The sequence below is a fragment of the Paraburkholderia sp. SIMBA_027 genome (assembly GCF_046535315.1).
Taxonomy (GTDB): domain Bacteria; phylum Pseudomonadota; class Gammaproteobacteria; order Burkholderiales; family Burkholderiaceae; genus Paraburkholderia; species Paraburkholderia tropica.
Genome location: NZ_JAWRWY010000010.1, coordinates 254705 through 277031 on the forward strand (window position 1 = coordinate 254705; position 22327 = coordinate 277031).

Genomic DNA, 22327 nt, shown 5'->3' on the forward strand with positions numbered 1-22327 from the left:
AGGAACCGGATCGAAGCACGTACCGAGCTTCGATCCGACCCACATCATGCGACCGAAATCATGACCGAGAAGCCGAATCTGACACCCGGAGCCGAGCCCGCACTTGCCGATGGCGGCCCCGACGAGGCTTCGCTCGAACGGGCGCTGGAGGCCGTGCGCACCGCGCTCGAACAGCCGTTGCCGAACGCGGACGTGCCGATGATGGTGCTGCTCGTCGACGACCAGGCGATCGTCGCCGAGGCCGTGCGGCGCGCGCTGTCCGCCGAGCGCGAGATCGACTTCCATTACTGCGCGCATCCCGAGCAGGCCGTGCGCATGGCCGGGGAAGTGCGGCCCACGGTGATCCTGCAGGACCTCGTGATGCCGGGCACCGACGGCCTCACGCTCGTGCGCGCCTATCGCGCCAATGACGCCACGCGCGACGTGCCGATCATCGTGCTGTCGACCAAGGAAGAGCCCGCGATCAAGAGCGCGGCGTTCGCGGCGGGCGCGAACGATTACCTCGTGAAGCTGCCGGACAGCATCGAGCTGATCGCGCGCATCAAGTATCACTCGCGCTCCTATGTGAACATGCTCCAGCGCGACGAGGCGTACCGCGCGCTGCGCCGCTCGCAGCAGGAACTGCTGAAGGCGAATCTGGAATTGCGCCGTCTCACGCATTCGGATGGCTTGACGGGGCTCTCGAATCGCCGCTATCTCGACGAATTTCTCGGCGCGGAATGGCGTCGCGCGCAGCGCGAGAGCACCGAGATGTCGCTGCTGATGATCGACGTCGATTACTTCAAGCCTTATAACGACACCTACGGCCACGTGGCTGGCGACAACGTGCTGCGCTCGGTCGCCACGACGATCCGCCGCGAGGTGAAGCAGCCGCGCGATCTGGTGGCGCGTTTTGGCGGCGAGGAGTTCGCCGTGGTGCTGCCGGGCGCGGGCAGCGTGTTCGCGCGCATGCTCGCGGAGAAGATGCGCCGCGACGTGGCCGCGCTGCAACTGCCGCACGTCGGCTCGAAGGTGAGCGAGCATCTGACGATCAGCGTGGGCGTAGCGACGTTGACGCCGACGGTGGGCATCGCCGAAACCGCGCTGATCGAGGAAGCCGACGCCGCGCTCTATCGCGCCAAGCGAGAAGGGCGCAACCGCGTGGAGTTTTCGACGGGTGTGTCGGGGCGGAATTGATGCGTTGATGTGCGTCGTTGTGCCTTGACTGGTTGCGTCGGCAACGGTCTGAAGAAAAAAAGCCCGCTTCGAGCGGGCTTTTTCTTTTTTCAGGTTATGGCGCACTTGCGCAGCGATTTCGTGACTCGATGATCGCGCTGCCTGACAGCCAAACTGTGCGGCGCAGGCCCGGCAATATATCGGACAAGGTCGAGCAGACGGCATTCCCGCTTTAAACATAGTCCGTCCATGATCCAGGCGGCTCGCACGAATTTTTTACCGGTATTTATCGCCATTCAAAGCAGTTATTTCCGCGCTTTAAAAAGCGATTCGCATATGCCGTTCCCTGTCAATTTTGCTGGGCGCGATTTTAGATATTGGCGGTTTTACCGTAATTTAATCCAGTTCGCAAAAAAATGATTTAAAGCGCGATTTAAAGCTTGAAGTAAGCAAGCTTTTGTCTATGCTCTGGATGACAGTCAATGATGTGAACAAACGATCCACGAGAGTACACCGGGAGGCACCCTCCATGAAACCGCTCACCAGCCCATCCTGATTGGCGCGGCGAGTCCTGCACGCTTGCTGTACGCGTGTTGCTCGTCCGCGGCCGCCATCCGTTCGCCTTGTCGCCGCTTGCCCGCAAAGCGCCCGTGCGCCTTGCGTCGGGTGTCTGCGCGCGCCGTCCATGACCGGCGCCCGCGCGCGCACGGCCGCGACGGCGCCGATTTGACTCGCGCATGCCATCAGTGCGGGACGGGTCTGTGCGCGCCTGCGAAACGGATATCGACGTAGTGCCGATTCACGATCTTCTAAGGGGAAAGGGCGTGAGGGAATCGAACGGTATTTGCGTGCTACGCGTTGCGCCTCGCGCAATGGGCGGCTTTGTTTCCGGCGACGTTATTGTCGCGTTGATTGTTCAGTGCGCTTCGTTGTGCGCTTCTTTGGTTATTGCGTTATGCATTTTCCTGCTGACGCCAGGCCGCGCGCAGGCGACGACCTGCACGACGGCAGGCTCGGTGGTGAATTGCACGGGCGCAGCCAATCCGCTCGCGCCGAACTATGCGAATACCACCAGCGGTATCACCGTCAACGCCGATTCCACGACCAACTTCGGCGTCCTGCTCGGCGTGGGCGGAACGGCGGTGTCGCTCACGGGCAGCAACGTCACCTTCAATAATAGCGGCACGATTGATCCTTCTCTTTTAGGCATACTGAGCATCCTGTCGAGCGGCACGGTGATCGGCAACAGCAGCGCGAGCACCATCAACGTGACCAACAACGGCACGATGAACGGCACCGCGCAGCTCGTCACCGTCAATCTGTCGAATCTCACCGGGCTGGCGCTCGCCGTGCAGAACGGCGCGGGCGGCGTGAGCAACATCGTCAATAACGGCACGATCGGTTCCAGCGCCATCGCGGGCGTGACGGTCGCGCCCGCCGATCGCGTCACCGCCGCGGTGTACGGCGGCGGTCAGGTCAACTTCACGAACAACGGCACGATCTCGGGCCGCGTGGGCTTTCAGGCGTCGACGGCGGGCAACACGTTCCGCAACACGGGCAGCGTGATCGGCAGCGTGTCGATGGGCGCGGGCAGCACCAACAACTTCTATGCGTACACGGGTTCGTCGGTGTCGGCGGGCACGGGGGCGTATGTGGGCGTGCTCGGTCTCGTCGGCGTGAATCTGGGCTTTGCGCAGGCCGGTTACGTGGATGGCGGCAGCGGCGGCAATAACACGCTGCATCTCGCGCAGGCCACGGGCGGTCCGGCGGCCGGCCAGGTCACGATGTCCAACTACATCAACTTCAACCATCTCTCGCTGGAGAGCGGGACGTGGACGCTCAACGGTCCGTCGGGCGCGCTCGACGCGACGCTCGCCAGCACCGCGACGGCCATCGTCGATAACGCCACGAGTCTCGGCACCGGCACGATCACGGCGACGGGCGGCGCGCTCGAAGCCGCGGCGGCGGGCCTGAACATCGCGAATACGATTTCGCTCGGCACGGGCGGACTCATCGCGCAAGGCAGCAATGCGTTCACGCTCTCGGGCGTGCTGTCGGGCACCGGCGCGCTGACCAAGACCGGCACCGCGGCGCTCACGCTCACGGGCGCAAACACGTATAGCGGCGGCACGAACCTGAACGGCGGCTCGCTCGTCGCGGGCAACGCGGCGGCGCTCGGCAGCGGCGCGCTCAACGTGGGCGGCGCGGCCACGCTCGATACGAGCACGGCGGGCCTCACGCTCGGCAACGCGGTCAATCTCGGCGCGAACACGCTCACGCTCGGCGGCAGCAATGCGGCGACGCTCAGCGGCGTGATCGCCGGCACGGGCGCGCTGGTGAAGAGCGGCGCGGCCACCGTGACGCTCACGGGCGTCAACACCTACACGGGCGGCACGACGATCAACGCGGGCACGCTCGCGCTCGGCACGGGCGGCAAGCTCGCGGCGACGGGCGCGGTCAATCTCGCGAGCACGGGCGCGGCGCTCGATATCAGCGGATCGGGCGCGAATCAGACGATCGGCGCGCTCTCCGGTTCGGGCAACGTCACGCTCGGCGCGCGCAGTCTTACATTCGGCGATGCGACTGCGCAGACCTTCAGCGGCGTGATTAGCGGCACGGGCGGCGTGACCAGGCAAGGCAGCGGCACGGCGACGCTCACGGGCGTCAATACCTACACGGGCGGCACGACGATCAATGCTGGCACGCTCGCGCTCTCGGGCGCGGGCAATCTCGCGTCGGCGGGCGCGCTCACGCTGGGCGCGAGCGGCGCGAATTTCGATCTCAGCGGCGCATCGGGTGCGCGCACGGTCGGCGCGCTCTCGGGCGTGACGGGCAGCACGCTCGCGCTCGGCGCGAACACGCTGACGTTCGGCGATGCAACGAACCAGACCTTCGCGGGCGTCGTCAGCGGCACGGGCGGTCTCGTCAAACAGGGCAGCGGCACGCAGACGCTTTCGGGCGCGAACACCTACACCGGCGGCACGACGGTCAACGTGGGCAAGATCGCGCTGGGCGCGGGCGGCTCGCTGGCCTCGACGGGCGCGCTCACGCTCGCGAACGCGGGCACGGGCTTCGATATCAGCGGCGCGTCGGGTGCGCAGACCATCGGCGCGTTGTCGGGCGTGGCGGGCAGCACGCTCGCGCTCGGCACGAATGCGCTGACCTTCGGCACGACGACGAACCAGACCTTTGCGGGCGTCATCAGCGGCACGGGCGGTCTCGTCAAGCAAGGCAGCGGCACGCAGACGCTGACCGGCGCGAACACCTACACGGGCGGCACGACGATCAACGCGGGCACGCTCGCGCTCGGCGCGGGCGGCAGTCTCGCGGCGGCGGGCGGCGTGACGCTCGCGGGCGCCGGTGCGGGTTTCGATATCAGCGCGGCGAGCGGTGCGCAAACCATCGGCGCATTGAGCGGCGTGAGCGGCACGACGGTCGCGCTCGGCGCGAACGCGCTGACGTTCGGCAACGCAACGAATCAAACCTTCGCGGGCGTGATCGGCGGCACGGGCGGCGTTGTCAAGCAAGGCACCGGCACGCAGACCTTGAGCGGCGCGAACACCTACACGGGCGGCACGACCGTCAACGCGGGCACGCTCGCGCTCTCCGGCGCGGGCGCGCTGGCGGCGAACTCGGCGCTCACGCTCGCGAATGCGGGCAGCGTGTTCGACCTCGGCGCGGCGAGCGGCGCGCGCAGCATTGGCGTGCTCAACGGCGTGACGGGCAGCGCGATCAATCTCGGCGCCAATGCGCTGACGCTCGGCGGCGCGGCCAACGGCGCGTTCGCGGGCGCGATCAACGGCACGGGCGGCATCGTCAAGCAGGGTGCGGGCGTCGAAACGCTGACGGGCGCGAACACCTACACGGGCGGCACGACGGTCAACGCCGGCACGCTCGCGCTCGGCGCGGGCGGCTCGCTCGCATCGACGGGCGCGGTCAATCTCGCAAATGCGGGCGCGGGCTTCGATATCAGCGCGGCGACGGGCGCGCAGACGATCGGCGCATTGAGCGGCGTGAGCGGCACGACGGTGTCGCTCGGCGCGAACGGACTCACGTTCGGCGATGCGACGAACCAGACCTTCGCGGGCACGATCTCCGGCACGGGCGGGCTGACCACGCAAGGTTCGGGCGTCGAGACGCTCAGCGGCGCGAACACCTATAGCGGCGGCACGGCGCTCAATGCGGGCGGGCTCGTGCTGGGCAACGCGTCGGCGCTCGGCTCGGGCGTGCTGACCATCGGCGGCCCGGCCTCGCTCGACAACACGAGCGCGATCACGCTCGCCAACGGCGTCGTGCTCAACGGCGCGCTCACGGTGCTCGGCTCGAACGCGCTGACGCTTGCGAGCGGCCTGAGCGGCACCGGCAGTCTGACGAAGAACGGCGCGGCCACGCTCACGCTGAACGGCGCGAACACCTTCACGGGCGGCACGGCCGTCAACGCGGGCACGCTCGCGCTCGGCGCGGGCGCGACGCTCGGCGGCAACGTCGCGCTGAACGGCGCGGGATCGACGCTCGATCTCAGCGGCGCGGGCGGCAACCAGACGCTCGGCGCGCTCTCGGGCGTGGCGGGCAGCGCGCTGGCGCTCGGCGCGAACACGCTGAGCTTCGGCGACGCGACGAACCAGAGTTTCGCGGGCGTGATCAGCGGCACGGGCGGGCTGGTGAAGAACGGCGCGGGCGTCGAAACGCTCAGCGGCGCGAACACGTACAGCGGCGGCACGCGTCTTTGCCCGCAAACGCCCGCCCAGCTTGAATCGTTCACCATCTGTTCACTATCTGTTCAAAATCAGATACTGCCAATGCGCACCTTCATAGGCTCGATTCCGCGCCCGTCAGCGTAGAGATCGGCCGTGGTATCCGACTTGTGCCCGAGCAGCGCCTTGGTGTCTACATTGCCCTGCTCAAGATAGAGCCGCTTGCTAAGGCTGCGGATTTCGTGAAAGCTCGGCGCGCCTTTGGCTTTGATCCCAGCGAGGCGTCGAGCGCGAGCGAACCGCGTGCTGATCGAGCTCAACTGGACTGGATCTCCGACGTGTGTCGGGCCTTGCCGCCGCACGTGGTGAATCAAATACTTGCTGACGACGCCCGTCGATCTGCATCGCGCAATTACGTCGGCAAGCGACATTCCGATGGCATCAAGCCTAAGTTCCGTCGGAATCGCAATCCGAACCCCTGTCTTCGAGCGCTCAAGGATTGCAATTTCTCCGCGCACAAAACCGCGCTCCCAGCGCGCAATCGTCGACCTGTCCTGACCTGAAACGAGAGCAAGCAGCATCGCGTTCTCTAGCCACGGGGCGACTTCGCCGGCTTTCGCTCGAATTGCGTTGAACGCATCGAGCGTCAGCCGCTGCCGTTGAACCTTGATTCGTGCGCGGTCGGTCGCCTCCGCAGGATTCTTATCCATCCATCCCAGCGCCATGCCACGCCGGCAGATCGCGCGCAATCGGCTTCGGATATTGACGGCCCATTGCATCTTTCCTTCCTTCTCGTACGCCTCAAGCACTTGAGCCACGTGTTTCGTGGTGAGTGCCGCGCATTTGATGTCGCCGAGTCGCGCCTTTATTGCTCGATCGAGATATTTGCGCTGATCGATCGTAGCCTGCTTGACACCATCATTCGGCATTTTGAGGAGCAGGTCGGCGATTGTCTCTCCGGTGTCGTTCATTCGCTCGACGAGGCGCTTGCTGGGCGCGAGTTCCTTGAGCTTCGCGTTGGCCTCGACTACTTCGAATATAGCCTGCTCGATTGGCATGTATCCCAGCGTGATGCTTTTCTTCGTGCGCGGATCACGCCAGACGAAGTACCCCGGGCGCGGCTCATGGAGATTCGCGGGCCAGTTGGCCCGTCGACGGATGCGCGGCCTAGCTGCCATAGCCGAAAGCCCGGTGAACGAGTCGTGGCGCTTGAACGCCGTTGCGGAATACAGCTTTGTCGTCTACGTAGTAGGCGCGGCCAACCTTTTCTGGCGCAGGATAAATCTTGCGGTCCTTGATCCACTGGCGCGCCGTCCGGATCGCTGGCGGCGGATCGAATTCGCGCTTGAGCCATTCGTCGAGTCTGATCTTCATTGCGAGTTAACCTCAGCTTGTCGGTTATGGTGCACGTCTATGGGTGCGCGGTTACCTTCGGCGCGCATGATTGCGCGCCCAGCGTCCGAGTCGCGGTTCATTGCACATCATCCGGTGCGGCGGCGCTCCCCCAACTGACGATGGGCTCGACCTCTCCACAGCTCGGGGCGCATCATTCGGACGCTGATCTAACGGATGCTCGGCAGAGAAGGGACCGTCGATCGCGCAGCTTGAATACGCGTAGAGATCGACTGTGCTAGAGTTTTTGGTGAGCAAACAGGAGGCAATCATGGCTTCTCCAAACGTTGAGGAATATGTGCATGGCGCGCTTGTCATCGTTACGTTGATCAAAGACAGAGACGAGGCCTCGTTCGTGATCAAGCACGGCGACAAAGCAAGTGATCCAAAGCACGTGAGCATTGAGCACTACCTAAAAGCAGGCCTGTCCGACCGCGACGCCTTGAATAAAGTGCTCGATCTCGTTAAGGACGTGGTGCAGAGCGCTCACGTTGCTGGCCTCTTCTAAAATCGGTCGTCACCCTTCACCGTGGCTTGCGAGGTGGCGCGGGCAGCAGTCCACGTCGCTAGATGGGCATCCCACGCCAAGCGCGCGCAACCCTCCGTTTCGGGGCGGTCATACCCCATGTGCTGCACGAACGCCGCGCGCTCGTTGGGCTGCGCAGCCCGCGGGCAATGCTTCGACGGGCAATGCGCGATCTTCGTGCTGCCGCCGCATTCTGCGCACGTCGTGTCCGCGTCCGCATTGCTCTTCACAGATTCTTGCCAGGCGTTCAAGCGAATCCAATCGTTGCGTAGCCGTCCAATATCGAAGCGCCAAACAAGCGCCATTTGGTCGGGGACGGGCAACGGCTGTTGCTTGCAATAAGCGTCCGTCAGGCGCTTCACCGAAGCCTTGATACTCCGATTGCCATGCTTCATCGGGTCTTCGCCTTCGGGAGCCGTCAGGATCGGCGCTGCCGCATCTGCGGCGACGGTAGGCGTAGGGGCGTTGCACAGCGTGTCGCCCATCTTCTCGCCCTCGTTAATCCAGCCGAGCACCTCGTCAAGCTGAACATAGCTGGTGCGTTGACCGCCGAGTAATTCCTCGCGCGTCGGGATGCGCCTTACTGCGCGCCGCAGCCATGTCCACGGTGCCGGGCTTCCGCCCGCGCGGAGGCGTCGCAACTCCAGCAACACGAGCATGATCGACTCGGCTTCCATCACCGTGATGCCTCGATTTTCGGTGTTGCTCAGTGCCTCGATCTCGTCCATCGATTGCACGAGTGCGCGCTGATCCACGGGCCGCGCTTCCTCGGACTGCTCGCGTGCAATCTCATCGGCGTCGCTGGCGGCCGCCATCGCGTCATAGTCGGTGTCATCCCACACGGCGCCGATGCCGCCGCACTCGCCGCAGCCCGAGCCGAGGTCGCAATTCATGATCGCGCTGAACGGGTAATGGCCGACAGGATGGCCATCTTCTGTTTCATGGCAGCCCGAGCAGGTGCGCCAAAATCCATCGCCGTTCGTCAGTTCATCTTCGACGCCCAGCAGTTCTATCGGGACCGTCGGCGTCACGGCATCGGCCGCGACGACGTTCTCACGCGCCGTTGCGTAGAGGCGGCTGGTGAACGTGCGAAGGTAGCCATGCCACTCGGGCGGGAAGGCGTCATGCGGCGGCGGCACGAGCCCGGTGATCTTGCCGATGAATTCGGCGCACGCCTTCACCACTTCGGGATTCAGGTCGTCGGGGAGTTGATTAGTGTCCATCGTTATCCTCGATAGGTGCAGTGAATCTCAGGTTCCGAGCCAGTGCGCTCTTATGCATTGCACATCAGGGTTTGCTCCACGTCGCTCCGCGAAATAGACTCTGCCCATAGACGTATCCGGGAGCAAATGAGATGTGGAGAAAAGCATTCGAATCTCGCGGCCACTTGGTGTTTATTGAGGTCAACGAGCGGCCCTCGGGGAAGTTCTCTTGGTGGTACACGATCGATAAGCTGCATTTCACCGAGGGTAGGGGCCTCCGCGCGCGGAGCGTAGGCGTTGCTATCGCGGAGGCGGAGCATGACGCCATTCGAAAAATAGACTGCCTGATCGTCGCAATGGAGCGCAGGCACGGATGATTCACTCATGTCCGTAACTAAATTGGTTGGGGTTCAAGCTGCTCACTTCACTTCGATGTCCGGGACGATCGCGGACGGCTTGAAGACGACCTTGTAGCGGTACGTGCTCGCGGCGGCCGGTTCGAGCTGCTCGATGAAGTACGTCACGTCGTTGGACAGCCCGAGGAAATGCTTTTTGTATTCATTCGGGCCGGTCTTGCAGATGATCGCGAGCTTGGTGTCGGTGCTGGAGTTGTCCTTAGAGCACAGGCCCTCGATAGTCAGCATGTATTCGCCGGTGAAGCCGTTGTAGAAAACGATGCGGCGGTTGATCTGGAAGTTGGCGGCGGCTGTCGACAGGTTCTGCGAGGCAACGTCGGCGTCGCTGTTGCAGCCCGAGAGGATTGCGGCGATGAGCAGTGCGGCGGCGATGGCGGTCTTCTTCATGATTTGTCCCTGTCAGGTAGTCGGTTCGAGCTGCTTGCGGACTGCTGCGGCACGTGACTGCGAGCAGCCCAGAAACTTGCGGATTTCGGTCACGGTCGCGCGCAGCTTGTCGCGCGCTACTGCGTCCCTGACTCGGGTAACGTCGTCTTGCTGCTCGAATACGGGAAGCGAGAGCAGCGGTGCGGGCGCGGCGGTCACGACCGGCGCGACTACGTGACTCTCGGTCGTGACTGCTGCCGTTACTGCGGCGTTACTCTCTTGCTGGGCGGGCGTTACCGGCGATTCGGTTACGACGCGAGTCACGTCAGACGGGCGGAGCGCGAGCAGCCAGGCGAAGCACGCGACTGCCTCAAGTACGCCCGCGAAGGCGAGTCCGGTCACGAGTTCCGCGCGCGGCGCGGTCACTTCGAAGGCAGTCAGAGCGCCAGTCACGGGATCAGCCAAGGCTGCGGCGCGCTCGGCGGCGACGCGATCCTGCGCGGCCTCAGCGCGGCGCGCGGCGGCCAGCTCGGTGTCGAATTCCTCTATGCGGGCGGCAGCGGCGGTGCGCTCTGCGCGCAGGCTCATACAGGGTTCGACGCAGCGACGCGCATTGGTGCGGGCCAGTCGCGTTACTGCGTCAGCACGGTCACGTGCGATTTCGGCCATACCGCGTCCCTTTGTCGTGACTGCCGGCACCGCGGCGGCGCGCAGTTCACCCGCATGCTTCTGCGCCATCAGAAAGAAGACGGCATGGCCGTAGCAGGTCGCGGCAATGCAGCCAATCCAGAGCAGGAAGCCGACGGCGCGCACGCCGCGACTGTGGGCGCGGACCAGCGCGGGCAGCAGATGGGCCGCGACGACAAGCACGACGCCGACGGCGATCCACAGCACGCGCTCGGCGAGGAAGCCGCCACGCTGCCAGCCAGCCATGATCGAGAGGCAAGCCGCAGTCACGGTAGCCGCGACTGCGAGTAATGCCGGGAGCGTCCTCATTGGCATGTTGAGCCCCCGCAAATCACGTTTCTATATATCGCTTGTGGCGGACTGGTATTAGGCGCACTATGGGTTCGGGAATCGAACTTTCGACCTCGCGACGGTCTTCCCGGTACTCGATGGGAGGGCTTATGGAAACGCGCCTTGACACATTCAACGGCTGGCAGATGCGCGTGACGGTCGAAAGCAGGCTTACGCCCGCAGGTGAGGCGAAGTTCTACATTGTCGAGCCCATCACATACAGCGAATACTCCAGAATTTCTCCTCGAACCGAAGCAGAAGCGCGTGGCGCGCGCGGTCCTTTTGACTGCTCCGACGACGCGTTCCGTGCTGCCTTCGCCAGTTGCCGGCACGCTATTGGAAATGTCATCAGATTGCGGGGATGGCAAGACGGCTGATGAAGTGGCCATTTTTGCGCAATGATGAATCGCCAGATAAGCTATCGCGGCTTCGAAATCCATGTCCAGCTGACTGAAGTCGCTCCGGACATGTACAGCGTTACCTTCCAGATAACAGGCCACAACGTTGGCCGTTTGAGTACGGACGGTGCCATCGTTACGGTGCAGCATGGCCCATTCACAATGCGCTGGGCGTACCTTGTTGCCGAAATCGCAGGACAAGCGGCCATTGACGTTCTCATTGGCCCCGAGGCGTGAACCGACAGGTATCGGCCGAGAGGTGTAACGATGCGATGGCGCGCAGAGGTGTTCCACGGGCGTGTAATGAGCGCGGCCGTAGAGGTGAGCATTGACGAGTTGGGGTTGAAGCACGCCTACATCGCGCTTCCATACGGTTACTACACACCTCCGCATGGCTCGCTGAGGCAGCCAGAAATGCTGGACCACGATTGCGGGCCGTTCGGGAGTGTCGACGCCGCATTCGCGGTAGCGTTCAGCGATTGCAGACGGTGCATTCTCCAAGATATGACCCGTGAGCGCGCTGCTTCGACTGATTGAATTCAATTCCATCGACTTGCTCGAAAAAGGACCGGCCCATACTGGCGCCGATCAAGCCGCAGCTCGGGGGAGCCGCCGGAGCGATTAAGCGGCGGCGAGGCCGTCGAATTCGCGGTCAGCGAAATCCGGATCGCCGGGATAACGTTGCGTGCCGTCGGCGCGCTGCCAGCAGAACAGCGAGCCCTGGCGGTGCGGGAACCAGTAGCCGGAACACGTGCACGTGACTCGCTTCGTGTCGCGGCGATTCATCCAGCGATCGACGCGGTAATTCCGTTTGCCGCAGACCTCGCAGGCGGGCACGCGCAGATACTCGGAAAGCTTTCGCTTCAGGCATCGTCGCGTCATGCAATGGCGGCATCGAACGTGACAGCGCATCGTGCTTACTCCCACGCGCTCGGGTAGGGCTCGGCAGCATCGTTGCTGAGCGGCTGGATCGCGCTATATGCAGCCCAATCCAAAGCTTCGCTGTCTCGCTCGCGGCGGTGCGCGAGCAACTTGCCGACTCCGATTGCGATCGCGCCCAGCGAAATGGAAGTTAGGACTACGATGCAAATAACTTCGATGATGTCCATTGGTGAGCCTTTACAGGATCAGGTGCAGCGATGCTTGCTGCAGTGGGCTTCGAATGCTGCTTCGCGCTCGCGCATCTGAGCGTGGAAAGCGAGCAGGGCGATGGCGACGAATCCGGCGATGCAGATGCGACCAGCGAGCTTGAGCGTTTCCATCAGAGTGCACCCGCGCGCAGCGCGACGATCAGATACCAGAATGTGCCGATCACGACGCCGGCCACACCGACGGCAGCGGTGCGCGCAACATTCGTAAGTATGGATTCGCACCCTAAAAGATAGGAATACTGCAAGCTTGAATCGGCTTTCAAATTGCTAATCGGCAGGCGGCGCAAGCTGCGGGAGATTCCCAGGGTTCTTCGCATGCGAAGCGTGCTATGGTCTTCGAGAGCATCACGGTAATTTCGGGAACTAATCAACTCAGCCGACGTATGAACATCAGCAGCGCCCAAATTTTTGACCGTTCCGACGAGCGCTACGAATCCCGCCTTGATCAAAAGACCATTCAAGTAGTCCTTCGGCGAGGATTCGGAGTTACCTCGTTGCGAGACTTCGACAACATCGCTCCCAATTCGGAAGTTCACGTCGTTATCGCGTCGACCGCTGACTCTGCAAAACGGGTGCGCAAGGCACTCGCGGAAGCCTTTAATGGCGATACGGTTTTGGTGTACTACTGCCGAGCCGAACTCCGCGCCGACGTTCGGCGTGAGTTGCGGGTGGGTAGGCCGCGTCTCGCCGCCGTCGCCTAGTCGCATTTGCCTTTCCATCTCTCAAGCTCCATTAGGTATCGCAGCACTGAGCGGGGACGCTTCTCTCACTGTCCGCGAGGGTCCATGCGTGGGAGACATCACGCTACGGGCTGTTTAGAGTCGCCGCGCCGACTTGAAGCGCCCCCGCTCAGTGCTTCGGTGAGTGCGTGAGACAGATATTAGTCGCGCTACTTCTATTAGTCAACAGCCGGACTAATAATTGTGGATGTGACTTTGTAACTCGGCGAGCGGAAATGAAAAAGCCCGCCGGGTGGCGGGCTTGTGGGGGAGTGTTTGACGTGGGTCAGCTAAATTCGTGACCGCAGAATCGGCACACTTTCGCGGCGTCCTTGACGGACTCGGCGCAGCGCGGGCACGTCTTGTCGGCAAGCCTGATCGGCTCGGTGGCCGTTACCGCGTCTTTCGCCGGGAGCTTCGTGCTACACGCGACGACGAGCGTCGCAATGAGGCCCAGCGGAATGGCAAGCAACGCCCAGGCGATGGGGCTGCGATTCTTCGAATTCGCGACGAGAGCCGTCAGGAGTGCCACGACGATCCACGCGAAGAGCAGAATCATTTGCGATGCTCGTAGTGATCGCCGGTTCGGGCATTCTTGTAGTGGCCGCCTTTGTGCGACGAGCCGTGGCCGCCGGCGTAATGGCCGCCGCTAGCCCACGCCGCCGAGGCGGCAAAAAGCATCGCTACCAGCAGCGCAGCTGGTCGCAGTCGTTCTCTCATCATTTTTTGGTCTCCAAATTCGCCCGCGAAAGGGCGCGGGCCTTCCCCGAAACGGTGTATTCCGGCGCGTGGCGCTCTTATACGGCGCCACTGACGCCCATCACGCGCGCGATGACCTCGACGTGCTGCACCTGTGGAGGCGTCAGATTCATGTCGGGGAAGCGCGTCTTGTCGGGATTGTCCGAGCGAACGAGCAGGCCACCGTCCGGCTGCTTGAACAGTCGTTTGACGTACAGCTCGTTTTGATAGGCGATCGCATAGACCTTGCCGTCGATGATGTGCGTTGCCTTGTAGTCGACGACGAGCGAATCCCCGTCGATTAGGCGCGGCTCCATTGACTGCCCGTCGTTGACAATCGTTGCGGCGTGATCGGGATTGATGCCGAGGCGTTGGCACCACGCACGACGAAAAGCCTGTTTCTGGCCCTTTTCGTCGACGTGCCAAACAATCCTTCCGTTCCCCGCGGAAAATTTGACATCCAGCCTTGGTATTAGCACGTATTCTTCACCGAGTTCTTCTGGGTCGTCCCACGCAAGGATGGGGCGCGCGCTTACAGATGCTCTCCCGTCTGTAAGCACTTTCTTAGCTAGCTTACCTGCTGGAAGGTTACTCCCGCTAGAGGGCGAACCTGATTCGAGTAAGCCGCTATTCCGTTCGGTGTTTGCTGAATGCTCTCCGGCGGATCTGTGCTCAGCAGTCGCCATCGCGCCCAGGTTCCGCAGTTCAGCGGCGATAGCGGGGCTGATGTCCTCGGCCGAGCAGCCGATCAAATGGGCGAATTTCACGAGCGCGGCGCCGTTCAACGGGATCTTGCCCCGAAGGTATTGGCTGAAGGCGCTTTGGCCGAATCCAAGTTCAGAGGCGGCCGCCTCTTGCGAAGCCGGGCGACCGTGCGCGCGCCGTTCGTCCTGCCAAACTGCAAAGAGTCGGCGCAGGCGCTCTGCATCGGCGAGCTGGGAAGGGGTAAGGGGTTTAGCTGGCATGCGCGAACAATATAAGCACGGCTACTAAGAATCAAAGAGTACGACTGTTGACAAGGCTTATCAGTCCGACTAATATCGACTCATGAACGGACTGATCGCCCTCCGCAAGAGTCTGTCGATGTCGCAAGCCGAAGTTGGCGCTGCCATCGGTGTGACTCAATCCACGATCTCGCAGTGCGAGCGAGGTGAAATTCTCTTGTCTCCCGACAAGGCGAAGCGCCTTGTGCTGCTCGCTCGCGCTCGTGGCGTGCTGGCGTCTCTCGACGCGCTGTATTTCGGCAGTCCTGCTGCGGCATGACGGCAAAAGCCCGTTCGTTTCCATAGTCAACTCGCACCCATCCACGAGGCAAGTCGAATGCACCTTCCGCAACATCAGGCACTGCTCGCGCACGCCCGCGCGCGCGGCACGCTCGATCAGGCAATCGAGCGCATCAAAGCCGAAAACCCGAAAGCCTTCCACGTCGAGGAAGGCGAGAACGAATCGTTGTCGCAGCGGCGCTTCTTTCACCAGCCCGCGAGTTTGGTGCCGATGAAGAGCTGCGTGCACATCCACGTGCCCGCTCGCGCTGCGGCGTAACTGGCGGTTCATCTGGAAAGCAGCGGCACGAGTGCCGCGAGTAGCAGAAGGGAGGCGATCGATGCCGTTTGTTCGATGGCTGCTGACGTTGAGAGAGTTCGCCCAGCTCCATAGCGCGGAGCGGGCGAACCGGATGCGAGGCGATTCCCCGCGCCTCGATCCGAAAAGGTCGTACTGGTGCGACCCGAAGCAGCGCTTGCGGTAGCTGACAACGTCGTTTTCATTTTTCTCTTTTCCCTGTTTGCTGAGCTGGTTATTAGTAGTCCTAAGCGCTTAGAGGGACTGTACGCCACGGAGATTTAAAGATCATGCGAACCATTTCGCACAGAAGCCCGATCGCGGCAGCGAAGGCGGCGATTACCGAGCTGAAGAACATGCACGGCTGGTCGCGCGAAACGGTCGTCGACGAAGTCGTGACTGCTCACGAGCGCATTGGGGCGGAACGCCGCGTCAATGTCCACTTCAGCGATCACCACGACATCGTGACGCGCCAGAAGACGAACGCGGATCGCGTCTATCGCTGGCTCGACGACGACGAGAACGACCGCAATCTGCTGTCGGCGAACATGCTGCCGTCGATTCTGGCGGCGCTTCCGATCGATCTGCGCGTCGCGCTCGTGAACGAGATCCTCGCGCCGCTGGGTTTGTCGGCCCGTGTAATCGAGGGCAGTGGTGGTGACGACGTGAACGCGCAAGAGATCATGCGCGCGCTCGTTCGCGCTAACCACCGCACCGAGGCCGCGGCGGCGGATTTGCTCGACGGCGTCGACCCCGGCGAGCTGCCGCGCCTGTTCAACAGCCTGGTCGAGGACATCAGCACGAAGCAGGAACTGGTCGGCACCGTGCAGACGGCGATGCTCAAGACCGGCGAAGCGGTCCCCGCAATCACGATCAAGGTGAAGCGATGAAAGCCACGGCAACGCAACTGGCGGCGCACGACGCGCTCGACGAGTGCGGCACGCGCCGCACGCAGAAGCAGATGATCCTCGACCTCTTTGCGGGCGACCCTAGCGTGGTTCTGACGCGCGAAGACATTGCCGCGCAGACGAATCTGAAGCTGTCGAGCGTCTGCGGTCGCGTGTTCGAACTGCTGGCTTCGGAGCTGCTCGCGGTGCGCGGCACGCGCAAATGCGCTGCGACGGGCCTCGATCACGAGCTGGTCGGCTTGCCGAGCCCGTTCTGAGGGCGCCATGAGCATCAAGGTCATGGACAAGGTTTGGGACCGCTACCCCGAGGGTGGCGGCGAACTGAACCTCGCGCTCAAGCTGGCCGACTATGCCGACGACGACGGCACGCACATTTTCCCGAGCATCGAGACGATGGCGGCGAAGACGCGGCAATCGGAGCGTGCGGTGCAGTACCAGATCAAGCGCATGCTCAAACGCGGCTGGCTGATCCTCGTCGCCAACGAGGGAGGTGGTCGCGGACGTGCTCGCGAATACCGCATCAGCACTGAATGGCTAAACGGTGCAGATCTTGCGCCCATTCCTTCAGGCCAAAAGGGTGAAGATTTTGCACCGAATGGAAAGGGTGCAAACGGCGACGTAAAGGGTGCAACTGGCGACGTAAAGGGTGCAAATAAGAGCGCTAAAGGGTGCAAAGCTTTTGCACCCGACTCGTCAGGAACCACCAAGGAACCGTCAGAGAACCATCAAGGCGCGCGGCAAGCGCCGCGAATCGCGTTGCATGCCGAACTGCGAGCGATGGAACTGCCCGAATGGGTGCCTAGCGAATCGTGGCTCGACTGGTGCGAGCACCGCGAGGCGAAAGAGAAGAAGGCCGACATCCCGTGGACCCGTCCGGCGGCCAAGGTGACGCTCAAGAAGCTCGCGAAGATTCACGACCTCGGTCGCGACGTTGTGACCGCAATCGATGAGTCCGTGCTCCGTGGCTGGACTGGCATCTGGGAAGCGAAGGACGAAGAGAGCGGCACGGCCGCTGCCGGCGGTGCGCCCGATGGTTGGTGGAACGAGGAAGCTGGTTGGCGGGATCAGGGCAAGCGACTCGGCATCGACCCGGCGCGCTTCCAGTATTTCGAGCAATTCAAGGCGAAGGTCTGCAAGACGCTCGGGCCCGGCGCGTGGACGGATTACCTGCTCGCTGCGGTCAGCCGTGAGAGCGAGCAGCGCGGCGAGGCGCTTTACGCGTATCTGAACGACGTACCGCGCGACCAGATCGCGCAACGGGAGGCAGCGTGAGCATGAATCTGTTCGATCCGAAGCCGTTCTACCTCGTCTGGTCGCCGACCGGGCAGAAGCCGCCGACCTTCAAGCATCCGTCGCGCCAAGGTGCGGTGATGGAGGCCGAACGCCTGGCGCGCGAACACCGCGGACAGAAGTTCTTCGTGCTCGCTACGACGGACAGCCGGATCGTCGACGACATGGTGCGCTCGACGTTCGAGTTGAAGACGGACGAGCGGCCGTTCTGACGCGGCGATCTGGAAACAAAGCGAGAGGCGATACAAGCCGTTCGCACTCCCAGGGTATACGCAGGTATACCCCGACCAATTCAAGCGGGATGGCGGGCCGTCTCGCAAGCCGCAGGGGTATCGAAGATGACGTTATCAATCGACAACGCAACGCCGGAAGAGTGGGACGCGGCGGCGCGCGCGGCGCGCGACGAGCCGATCGAATGTAGCAAACGGCGCAAATGCGGCTGGCAGGGCACGCACTCGCAGCTCGTCGGCGTGCCCCACAAAACGTGGGCGAAAGCGCAGCAACTGGTCTGCCCGAAGTGCGGATGCGAGTCGTACTACCGCCGCGAGATCAAGGAATGACGAAGCGCATGACGTGGCCGATGGTCGTGCCGGCGGGCACGAAGACGGTCGGCACCGCGCGCGTGCGCGAAGACGCTCCGATGCCGTATGCGCAGAAGAAGCTGGCCGAAATGCACGGCACGAAGCCCGCGCACCGGTTCGACGACATCGCGGACGGCTCGGACGACGCTGGCGCGCTGACGCCTGCGTATCGCCGCGAGACAACGCCGTGGCCGGGCATGGCGAAGCCGAAGAAGGCACCGAAGTACCGCAACACGAAGTGCGAGCACGACGGCATCAAGTTCGACAGCCAGAAAGAGCGCTCGCGCTGGTTCGATCTGATCCAGATGCAGGCGCGTGGCGAGATCCGCGAGCTTGAGCTGCAGGTGCGTTTCGAGCTGACGCCGCGCAAGCAGCGCGACGACGGGACGTGGGAGCGCGCCTCGTACTACGTCGCCGACTTCGTCTATATCGAGGTCGCGAGCGGCAAGCAGGTCGTCGAGGACGTGAAATCGCCCGCGACGCGCAAGAACCCAGCGTACGTCCAGAAGCGCAAGCAGATGCTGGCCGTCCACGACATCACTATCAAGGAAATCTGATGGCAGGCAACAAGAAACCGCGCAAGGCGTACCGCCCGCGCACCGTGAGCCGCACAGCGGGTTTCGATGTGATGGAGCGCCGCACGCCGATGGACGTCAGCCAGACGACCGATCTGGGCATTGCCTATCACGTCGCGCTGAACGAAATGATCAACGGCCGCGGCACCGAAGAGCATTGGTCGACGATCGTGTGCGCGCTGAATATCGCGCTTGTGATCGCTGAGACCGGCCCCGGACTCGACAGCATTGGGATTATCAAATCGGCCCTCGACGGCATGGTCCGCGCGCGCGACCGCGCTCGCCGATCGGGGAAGTGGGGCTTCGATGGCGAGGCGCTGAACGTCGTCAAGATCTCGATCGAGGTCCATGACGCGCAACTTGCGACCTTCACGAAGTCTGCCGTGCTCGCCGCGCTGGCCGAGGTGCATCGCCGGATCGACGCCGGTGACGCTTTCGAGGAGGCAGCGTAATGGCCGCGCCCAAGTGGACTGTGGAAGAGGACGCGCTGCTGCGCAAGGTCTGGGGCGAACCGGCGCCGCTGAAGACGGTGCTCGACCAGTTTCCGCTTCGAAGCCTGGCCGCATTGGTTGCGCGTGGCCGCGACATGAAGCTGCCGGATCGCCGCCGCGCAATTCCGGCCGAGCGCACCAAGCAAACGAGCTGGGCGCGCCTTCGCGCGGTGCTTCAGTCGCGCCGCGCGACGATCGCTCAGTTGGCGGCCCTCGCGATCTGCTCTCAGCCGACCGTGCGCCGCTTCATCCGCGCGAACCGCGCCGAGATGCGTATCGCGCGGTATCTCCCGCCGGGCGAAGACGGCAGACCGACGGCTGTCTGGGCATGGGGTGCTGGTCAAGATGCTCGTCGCCCGGCTCCGAAGTCTGCGAACGAGATCGCCGCGCGCTATTACCGGAAGCTCAAACGCGAGCGCCCGGAAGTGCTCGACAAGATCCGGGCTCGCGCTCGTGTGCGCCACGCGGATCGGGTTGGCCGGTTGGTTCGGCGCGACCCGGCTGTGGCGGCGATGTTCGGCTCGGCAGGCGCATGAAGCGCTCGGGATTCGGCCCGCGCAAGACGCCGATGTCGCGCGGCTCCTGGAAGTCCTCACCTTCAGCGGCCACGCTGAAGCGGCGCTCGACGATGAAATCGCGCGCGAAGAAGCCGACGGTGGCGGAAGGATCGAAGTATCTGGCGGCGTGCCGCGGCGAGCCGTGTTACCTGCGCGTGCCGGGCGTCTGCCGCCGGAACCCGAACGACGAAACGGTTGTGCCGTGCCACGAGAACAGCCTGGCGGCTGGGAAGGGCATGGGATTGAAGTCGAATCACGCGCGCACGGTGCCGGGCTGCTTCTGGTGCCATAGCTGGCTGGATCAGGGGAGCGCGCCGCGCGAGAAAAAGCAGGTGACATTCAGCCAGGCGTATCTGGAGTGGTCGCCGGTCCGCGCGCGAAAGATGGGTATTACGGAGGAAGTCGAGTGCAGCCTGTGAAAGTGGAAATCAACCTGCCGATGCCGGCCGCGATGCAAAAGCGCTGGTCGAACGGCCGGTTCATCAGCGAGCGCGTCAAGCAGCAGGTGCTGGTGATGGCGTACGGATTCCGCCGCAATCGGACGCTGGACAGGTCGAGCAAGGAATATCTGGTCGACGTGCTCGCGGAAATCCCGGGCGGCTATCGGTCGTTCGTGCGTCGCGACCAATGGGTGACGGACAAGCTCGCGTGGGTCGAAGCGCTGATCGCGCTCAGCATCAACGCCGCAGCGCTCGCGCCGTTCTTTGCCAGTGGCGAGCGTGAGTGGCGCGCGGAGGTGCCCGCGTGAAGCCGATCCGCCTACAGGTTCAGATGCCGACGCTCGGCGTATTCACCATCAAGGGCCGATCAGCCATCGGCGAGGTCGAGCAGTTGACGGAAACGATGGTGATCGCACTGCGCCGCATGGAGTTCAAGGGCGTGCTCGACGAGCAGACGGTTCGCGCGCTGGCGTTTGTGCCCGACGTGTTCAGGCCGCACCTGCGCTGCGAGGGACGCTTGATCGACGGCGAATACGCGTGGTGCCTCGCACACGTGGCCGACAACAAGAAGTCGCTGGCGCCGTTCATGGCTAGCGGTGACCGTGAAGCAACTTGTGACGAGGTGACGAAATGAATCAAAGCGACGTGGCGCTGCTGATGTTCAAAGGAATCGTGACGGAAATGGATGAGGCCGATCGCGGCGCATTCGATGGCGCGTGCAACGAGATTCGTGCCGTTCTGGAGAGGCGGGGACTGCTTGGCGAAATGGCGTTGGGCTTTGTCATGCTCGAAATGCAGGCCAAAGAGAGCGGCAAGTGACAAGCCCGCGCCGAATGCAGATCAAGCGGCGGCTGTTTGGGATCTTTCCTTACACGACGCTTCACCCGAAGCCGCATATCCAAAAATTCGGCGAAATCTGGGTGTGCCGTGCGAGTCGCGAAGATCCGGCGAGCGAGGCATATGCCGGTGTCTCGCCGCGAGCAGCGTGGAGTGAGTGGGCGCGCTGGTGGCTGATTTGAGCAACAACACAAACGACAGGGCTGATATGAACGCACGACACGAAGGCATTTTCCGCAGCGCCGAAGAGGCAATCACGTTCGCGTGCAACTATTCGAGCCAGCAATACGCCATGTCGCCGATGGCGAAGCTGCTGCAAGGCCCGGCGCGCGGAAGCGGGCGCGGTTTGACCGGTCTTGACGGCGCGGGCCAGTCGGGCATGGTGTTCCGTGAGCTGGAAACCCTCGACTACTGGCAGATGCTCGCGCTGGTGGCGGGCAAAGCGATTCGCAGCGAAAGCTGCAACTGCTTGAGCCCGTGCTGTCGCGGTTGGCGGATGACCGAGCTGTTCCGCGAGTCGGTGTCGCAGCTCGCCGATCAGGTCGCGCGCGAGGCGCGTGACGTGCTGCCCGTGAAGGCATTCCGCGTCGCAGTGCTGCGCAAGCACTTCGGCGACAAGATCCACGTTCTCGACGAGGCCGAAAAGCTCGGGATCGACGAGCATCCGGCAAACCGTCACGCAACGACTATCCGCAAATGGATTCGCGAGCTGGAGAAGAAGGGATTGACGGCGCTGAGCGAACGGCTTGATACAGTAGGAATGTTGGTGAGGACTACTTGACGTGCGAGAAAACCTCGCATAAACTGCGTTTTCATATACCGTACCAATGGTGCGAACAAAAAGCCCGCAAGCGAAAGCAAGCGGGTTTTTTGTTTGGTGCGGGTGAGAGCGCCACTTCAGCAGAATGTTGTCGGACACACGGCCAATAGAGGCCTGTTTGCACTTATCGCCGTGTTGGCTTACAATCCCGGTCGCGGGGTGGAGCAGTTCGGTAGCTCGTCGGGCTCATAACCCGAAGGTCACAGGTTCAAATCCTGTCCCCGCAACCAACATCGAAGCCCGCTATGCGAAAGCAAGCGGGCTTTTTGCTATCAGACGGTTTTGATCTTGTCTGCGATCGTGTTGAGGAGTGCGGCTATGTAGGTTCCGTCCTTTTCTCCGGTCTGCGCGATCTCTTCTAGTGTGCCGTTCGGCACGCCAAACAGCTTCAGATTGTTCGCCTCCGCCGCAGCAGTAACGATTTGCGTGGCGAGTTCCATCGCCTTGTATTTGGTGATTGACGACATTCTCTCTTCCTTTGTTGTTTGCCGGCC

At 62.9% G+C, this 22327-nt stretch carries 32 protein-coding genes and 1 tRNA gene; 21 read left to right on the forward strand and 12 right to left on the reverse strand.

The features are described from left to right. Positions 1 to 60: 60 nt before the first annotated feature. Together SB764_RS20455 and SB764_RS20460 are read left to right on the forward strand one after the other, a co-directional pair. A complete protein-coding gene (locus SB764_RS20455) occupies positions 61 to 1176 on the forward strand; it encodes a diguanylate cyclase (RefSeq protein WP_080180480.1) in 1116 nt (371 codons plus the stop codon). A 926-nt stretch (positions 1177 to 2102) separates the two neighbouring features. Then, positions 2103 to 5996: a beta strand repeat-containing protein gene (locus tag SB764_RS20460; RefSeq protein WP_410864739.1), complete on the forward strand. Its 3894-nt coding sequence runs from the start codon at positions 2103 to 2105 to the stop codon at positions 5994 to 5996. Here the strand turns inward: SB764_RS20460 and SB764_RS20465 are convergent. Both SB764_RS20465 and SB764_RS20470 read right to left on the reverse strand, forming a co-directional pair. Next, positions 5942 to 7027, reverse strand: coding sequence for a phage integrase central domain-containing protein (locus SB764_RS20465; RefSeq protein ID WP_410864588.1), 1086 nt, complete (start codon positions 7025 to 7027; stop codon positions 5942 to 5944). The two genes, SB764_RS20460 and SB764_RS20465, sit on opposite strands and share 55 nt — an antisense overlap. Further along, entirely contained in the window at positions 7017 to 7223 is a 207-nt protein-coding gene (locus SB764_RS20470; RefSeq protein WP_124262478.1) for an excisionase, read from the reverse strand. Before SB764_RS20470 ends, SB764_RS20465 begins: the two co-directional genes overlap by 11 nt. Positions 7224 to 7512: 289 nt before the next feature. Between SB764_RS20470 and SB764_RS20475 the strand changes: the two genes are divergently transcribed. Beyond that, positions 7513 to 7749: a hypothetical protein gene (locus SB764_RS20475; RefSeq protein ID WP_124262477.1), complete on the forward strand. Its 237-nt coding sequence runs from the start codon at positions 7513 to 7515 to the stop codon at positions 7747 to 7749. On the opposite strand, the gene SB764_RS20480 is transcribed toward SB764_RS20475, so the two are convergent. The 3 genes from SB764_RS20480 to SB764_RS20490 all read right to left on the reverse strand — a co-directional run bounded on the left by SB764_RS20480 (position 7746) and on the right by SB764_RS20490 (position 10684). Continuing rightward, positions 7746 to 8990, reverse strand: a complete 1245-nt coding sequence (locus SB764_RS20480) for a hypothetical protein (RefSeq protein ID WP_410864591.1) — start codon at positions 8988 to 8990, stop codon at positions 7746 to 7748. The two genes, SB764_RS20475 and SB764_RS20480, sit on opposite strands and share 4 nt — an antisense overlap. Before the next feature lie 398 nt (positions 8991 to 9388). Beyond that, positions 9389 to 9772, reverse strand: coding sequence for a hypothetical protein (locus SB764_RS20485; protein WP_410864593.1), 384 nt, complete (start codon positions 9770 to 9772; stop codon positions 9389 to 9391). 12 nt (positions 9773 to 9784) lie between these two features. Next, positions 9785 to 10684 (reverse strand): hypothetical protein, encoded by a 900-nt coding sequence (locus SB764_RS20490; protein WP_410864595.1) that lies wholly within the window; start codon positions 10682 to 10684, stop codon positions 9785 to 9787. Between the two features lie 194 nt (positions 10685 to 10878). On the opposite strand from SB764_RS20490, the gene SB764_RS20495 reads away from it, so the two are divergent. Together SB764_RS20495 and SB764_RS20500 are read left to right on the forward strand one after the other, a co-directional pair. Further along, positions 10879 to 11145 (forward strand): hypothetical protein, encoded by a 267-nt coding sequence (locus SB764_RS20495; RefSeq protein WP_124262473.1) that lies wholly within the window; start codon positions 10879 to 10881, stop codon positions 11143 to 11145. 21 nt (positions 11146 to 11166) lie between these two features. Continuing rightward, complete coding sequence (locus tag SB764_RS20500; RefSeq protein WP_410864597.1) at positions 11167 to 11403, forward strand: hypothetical protein; 237 nt, start codon at positions 11167 to 11169, stop codon at positions 11401 to 11403. A 384-nt stretch (positions 11404 to 11787) separates the two neighbouring features. On the opposite strand, the gene SB764_RS20505 is transcribed toward SB764_RS20500, so the two are convergent. The 6 genes from SB764_RS20505 to SB764_RS20530 form a co-directional block, all read right to left on the reverse strand. After that, positions 11788 to 12048: a hypothetical protein gene (locus SB764_RS20505; protein WP_410864599.1), complete on the reverse strand. Its 261-nt coding sequence runs from the start codon at positions 12046 to 12048 to the stop codon at positions 11788 to 11790. Between the two features lie 35 nt (positions 12049 to 12083). Beyond that, complete coding sequence (locus SB764_RS20510) at positions 12084 to 12275, reverse strand: hypothetical protein (RefSeq protein WP_410864601.1); 192 nt, start codon at positions 12273 to 12275, stop codon at positions 12084 to 12086. Positions 12276 to 12293: 18 nt separating this feature from the next. Further along, complete coding sequence (locus SB764_RS20515) at positions 12294 to 12428, reverse strand: hypothetical protein (RefSeq protein ID WP_410864603.1); 135 nt, start codon at positions 12426 to 12428, stop codon at positions 12294 to 12296. After that, positions 12428 to 13024 (reverse strand): hypothetical protein, encoded by a 597-nt coding sequence (locus tag SB764_RS20520; RefSeq protein ID WP_124262295.1) that lies wholly within the window; start codon positions 13022 to 13024, stop codon positions 12428 to 12430. Before SB764_RS20520 ends, SB764_RS20515 begins: the two co-directional genes overlap by 1 nt. Before the next feature lie 298 nt (positions 13025 to 13322). Beyond that, positions 13323 to 13595, reverse strand: a complete 273-nt coding sequence (locus SB764_RS20525) for a zinc ribbon domain-containing protein (RefSeq protein WP_410864605.1) — start codon at positions 13593 to 13595, stop codon at positions 13323 to 13325. Positions 13596 to 13833: 238 nt separating this feature from the next. Continuing rightward, positions 13834 to 14739, reverse strand: coding sequence for a helix-turn-helix transcriptional regulator (locus tag SB764_RS20530; RefSeq protein ID WP_410864607.1), 906 nt, complete (start codon positions 14737 to 14739; stop codon positions 13834 to 13836). Positions 14740 to 14821: 82 nt separating this feature from the next. On the opposite strand from SB764_RS20530, the gene SB764_RS20535 reads away from it, so the two are divergent. The 16 genes from SB764_RS20535 to SB764_RS20610 all read left to right on the forward strand — a co-directional run bounded on the left by SB764_RS20535 (position 14822) and on the right by SB764_RS20610 (position 22063). Beyond that, complete coding sequence (locus SB764_RS20535; RefSeq protein WP_124261082.1) at positions 14822 to 15037, forward strand: helix-turn-helix transcriptional regulator; 216 nt, start codon at positions 14822 to 14824, stop codon at positions 15035 to 15037. Between the two features lie 57 nt (positions 15038 to 15094). Further along, the gene (locus tag SB764_RS20540) at positions 15095 to 15316 is read left to right on the forward strand and encodes a hypothetical protein (RefSeq protein ID WP_410864609.1); all 222 of its coding nucleotides are present in this window, start codon (positions 15095 to 15097) and stop codon (positions 15314 to 15316) included. A gap of 308 nt (positions 15317 to 15624) precedes the next feature. Continuing rightward, on the forward strand, positions 15625 to 16224 hold the full coding sequence (locus tag SB764_RS20545) for a toxin YdaT family protein (protein ID WP_410864611.1): 600 nt from the start codon (positions 15625 to 15627) through the stop codon (positions 16222 to 16224). Continuing rightward, a complete protein-coding gene (locus SB764_RS20550; protein ID WP_410864613.1) occupies positions 16221 to 16499 on the forward strand; it encodes a hypothetical protein in 279 nt (92 codons plus the stop codon). Before SB764_RS20545 ends, SB764_RS20550 begins: the two co-directional genes overlap by 4 nt. Positions 16500 to 16506: 7 nt before the next feature. Next, positions 16507 to 17514 carry a helix-turn-helix domain-containing protein gene (locus SB764_RS20555; RefSeq protein WP_410864615.1) on the forward strand — a complete coding sequence of 336 codons (1008 nt, stop codon included), beginning with the start codon at positions 16507 to 16509 and terminating at the stop codon, positions 17512 to 17514. A 2-nt stretch (positions 17515 to 17516) separates the two neighbouring features. Continuing rightward, positions 17517 to 17744 (forward strand): hypothetical protein, encoded by a 228-nt coding sequence (locus SB764_RS20560; RefSeq protein WP_410864617.1) that lies wholly within the window; start codon positions 17517 to 17519, stop codon positions 17742 to 17744. Positions 17745 to 17870: 126 nt separating this feature from the next. After that, entirely contained in the window at positions 17871 to 18092 is a 222-nt protein-coding gene (locus SB764_RS20565; protein WP_410864619.1) for a hypothetical protein, read from the forward strand. Then, on the forward strand, positions 18089 to 18670 hold the full coding sequence (locus tag SB764_RS20570) for a DUF1064 domain-containing protein (protein ID WP_410864621.1): 582 nt from the start codon (positions 18089 to 18091) through the stop codon (positions 18668 to 18670). Before SB764_RS20565 ends, SB764_RS20570 begins: the two co-directional genes overlap by 4 nt. Next, positions 18670 to 19140: a hypothetical protein gene (locus tag SB764_RS20575; protein ID WP_410864623.1), complete on the forward strand. Its 471-nt coding sequence runs from the start codon at positions 18670 to 18672 to the stop codon at positions 19138 to 19140. Before SB764_RS20570 ends, SB764_RS20575 begins: the two co-directional genes overlap by 1 nt. After that, a complete protein-coding gene (locus SB764_RS20580) occupies positions 19140 to 19715 on the forward strand; it encodes a hypothetical protein (protein ID WP_410864625.1) in 576 nt (191 codons plus the stop codon). Before SB764_RS20575 ends, SB764_RS20580 begins: the two co-directional genes overlap by 1 nt. Then, on the forward strand, positions 19712 to 20155 hold the full coding sequence (locus SB764_RS20585; RefSeq protein WP_410864627.1) for a nuclease domain-containing protein: 444 nt from the start codon (positions 19712 to 19714) through the stop codon (positions 20153 to 20155). Before SB764_RS20580 ends, SB764_RS20585 begins: the two co-directional genes overlap by 4 nt. Continuing rightward, entirely contained in the window at positions 20143 to 20484 is a 342-nt protein-coding gene (locus tag SB764_RS20590) for a hypothetical protein (protein WP_410864629.1), read from the forward strand. The genes SB764_RS20585 and SB764_RS20590 overlap by 13 nt, the downstream gene beginning before the upstream one ends. Then, positions 20481 to 20810: a hypothetical protein gene (locus SB764_RS20595; RefSeq protein ID WP_410864631.1), complete on the forward strand. Its 330-nt coding sequence runs from the start codon at positions 20481 to 20483 to the stop codon at positions 20808 to 20810. The genes SB764_RS20590 and SB764_RS20595 overlap by 4 nt, the downstream gene beginning before the upstream one ends. Next, positions 20807 to 20995: a hypothetical protein gene (locus SB764_RS20600; RefSeq protein ID WP_410864633.1), complete on the forward strand. Its 189-nt coding sequence runs from the start codon at positions 20807 to 20809 to the stop codon at positions 20993 to 20995. The genes SB764_RS20595 and SB764_RS20600 overlap by 4 nt, the downstream gene beginning before the upstream one ends. Before the next feature lie 175 nt (positions 20996 to 21170). Beyond that, entirely contained in the window at positions 21171 to 21794 is a 624-nt protein-coding gene (locus SB764_RS20605; protein ID WP_410864635.1) for a hypothetical protein, read from the forward strand. 192 nt (positions 21795 to 21986) lie between these two features. Beyond that, positions 21987 to 22063: transfer RNA gene (locus SB764_RS20610), tRNA-Met, on the forward strand. A 42-nt stretch (positions 22064 to 22105) separates the two neighbouring features. Here SB764_RS20610 and SB764_RS20615 read toward each other — a convergent pair. Then, a complete protein-coding gene (locus tag SB764_RS20615) occupies positions 22106 to 22300 on the reverse strand; it encodes a hypothetical protein (protein ID WP_410864637.1) in 195 nt (64 codons plus the stop codon). Positions 22301 to 22327: the final 27 nt, after the last annotated feature.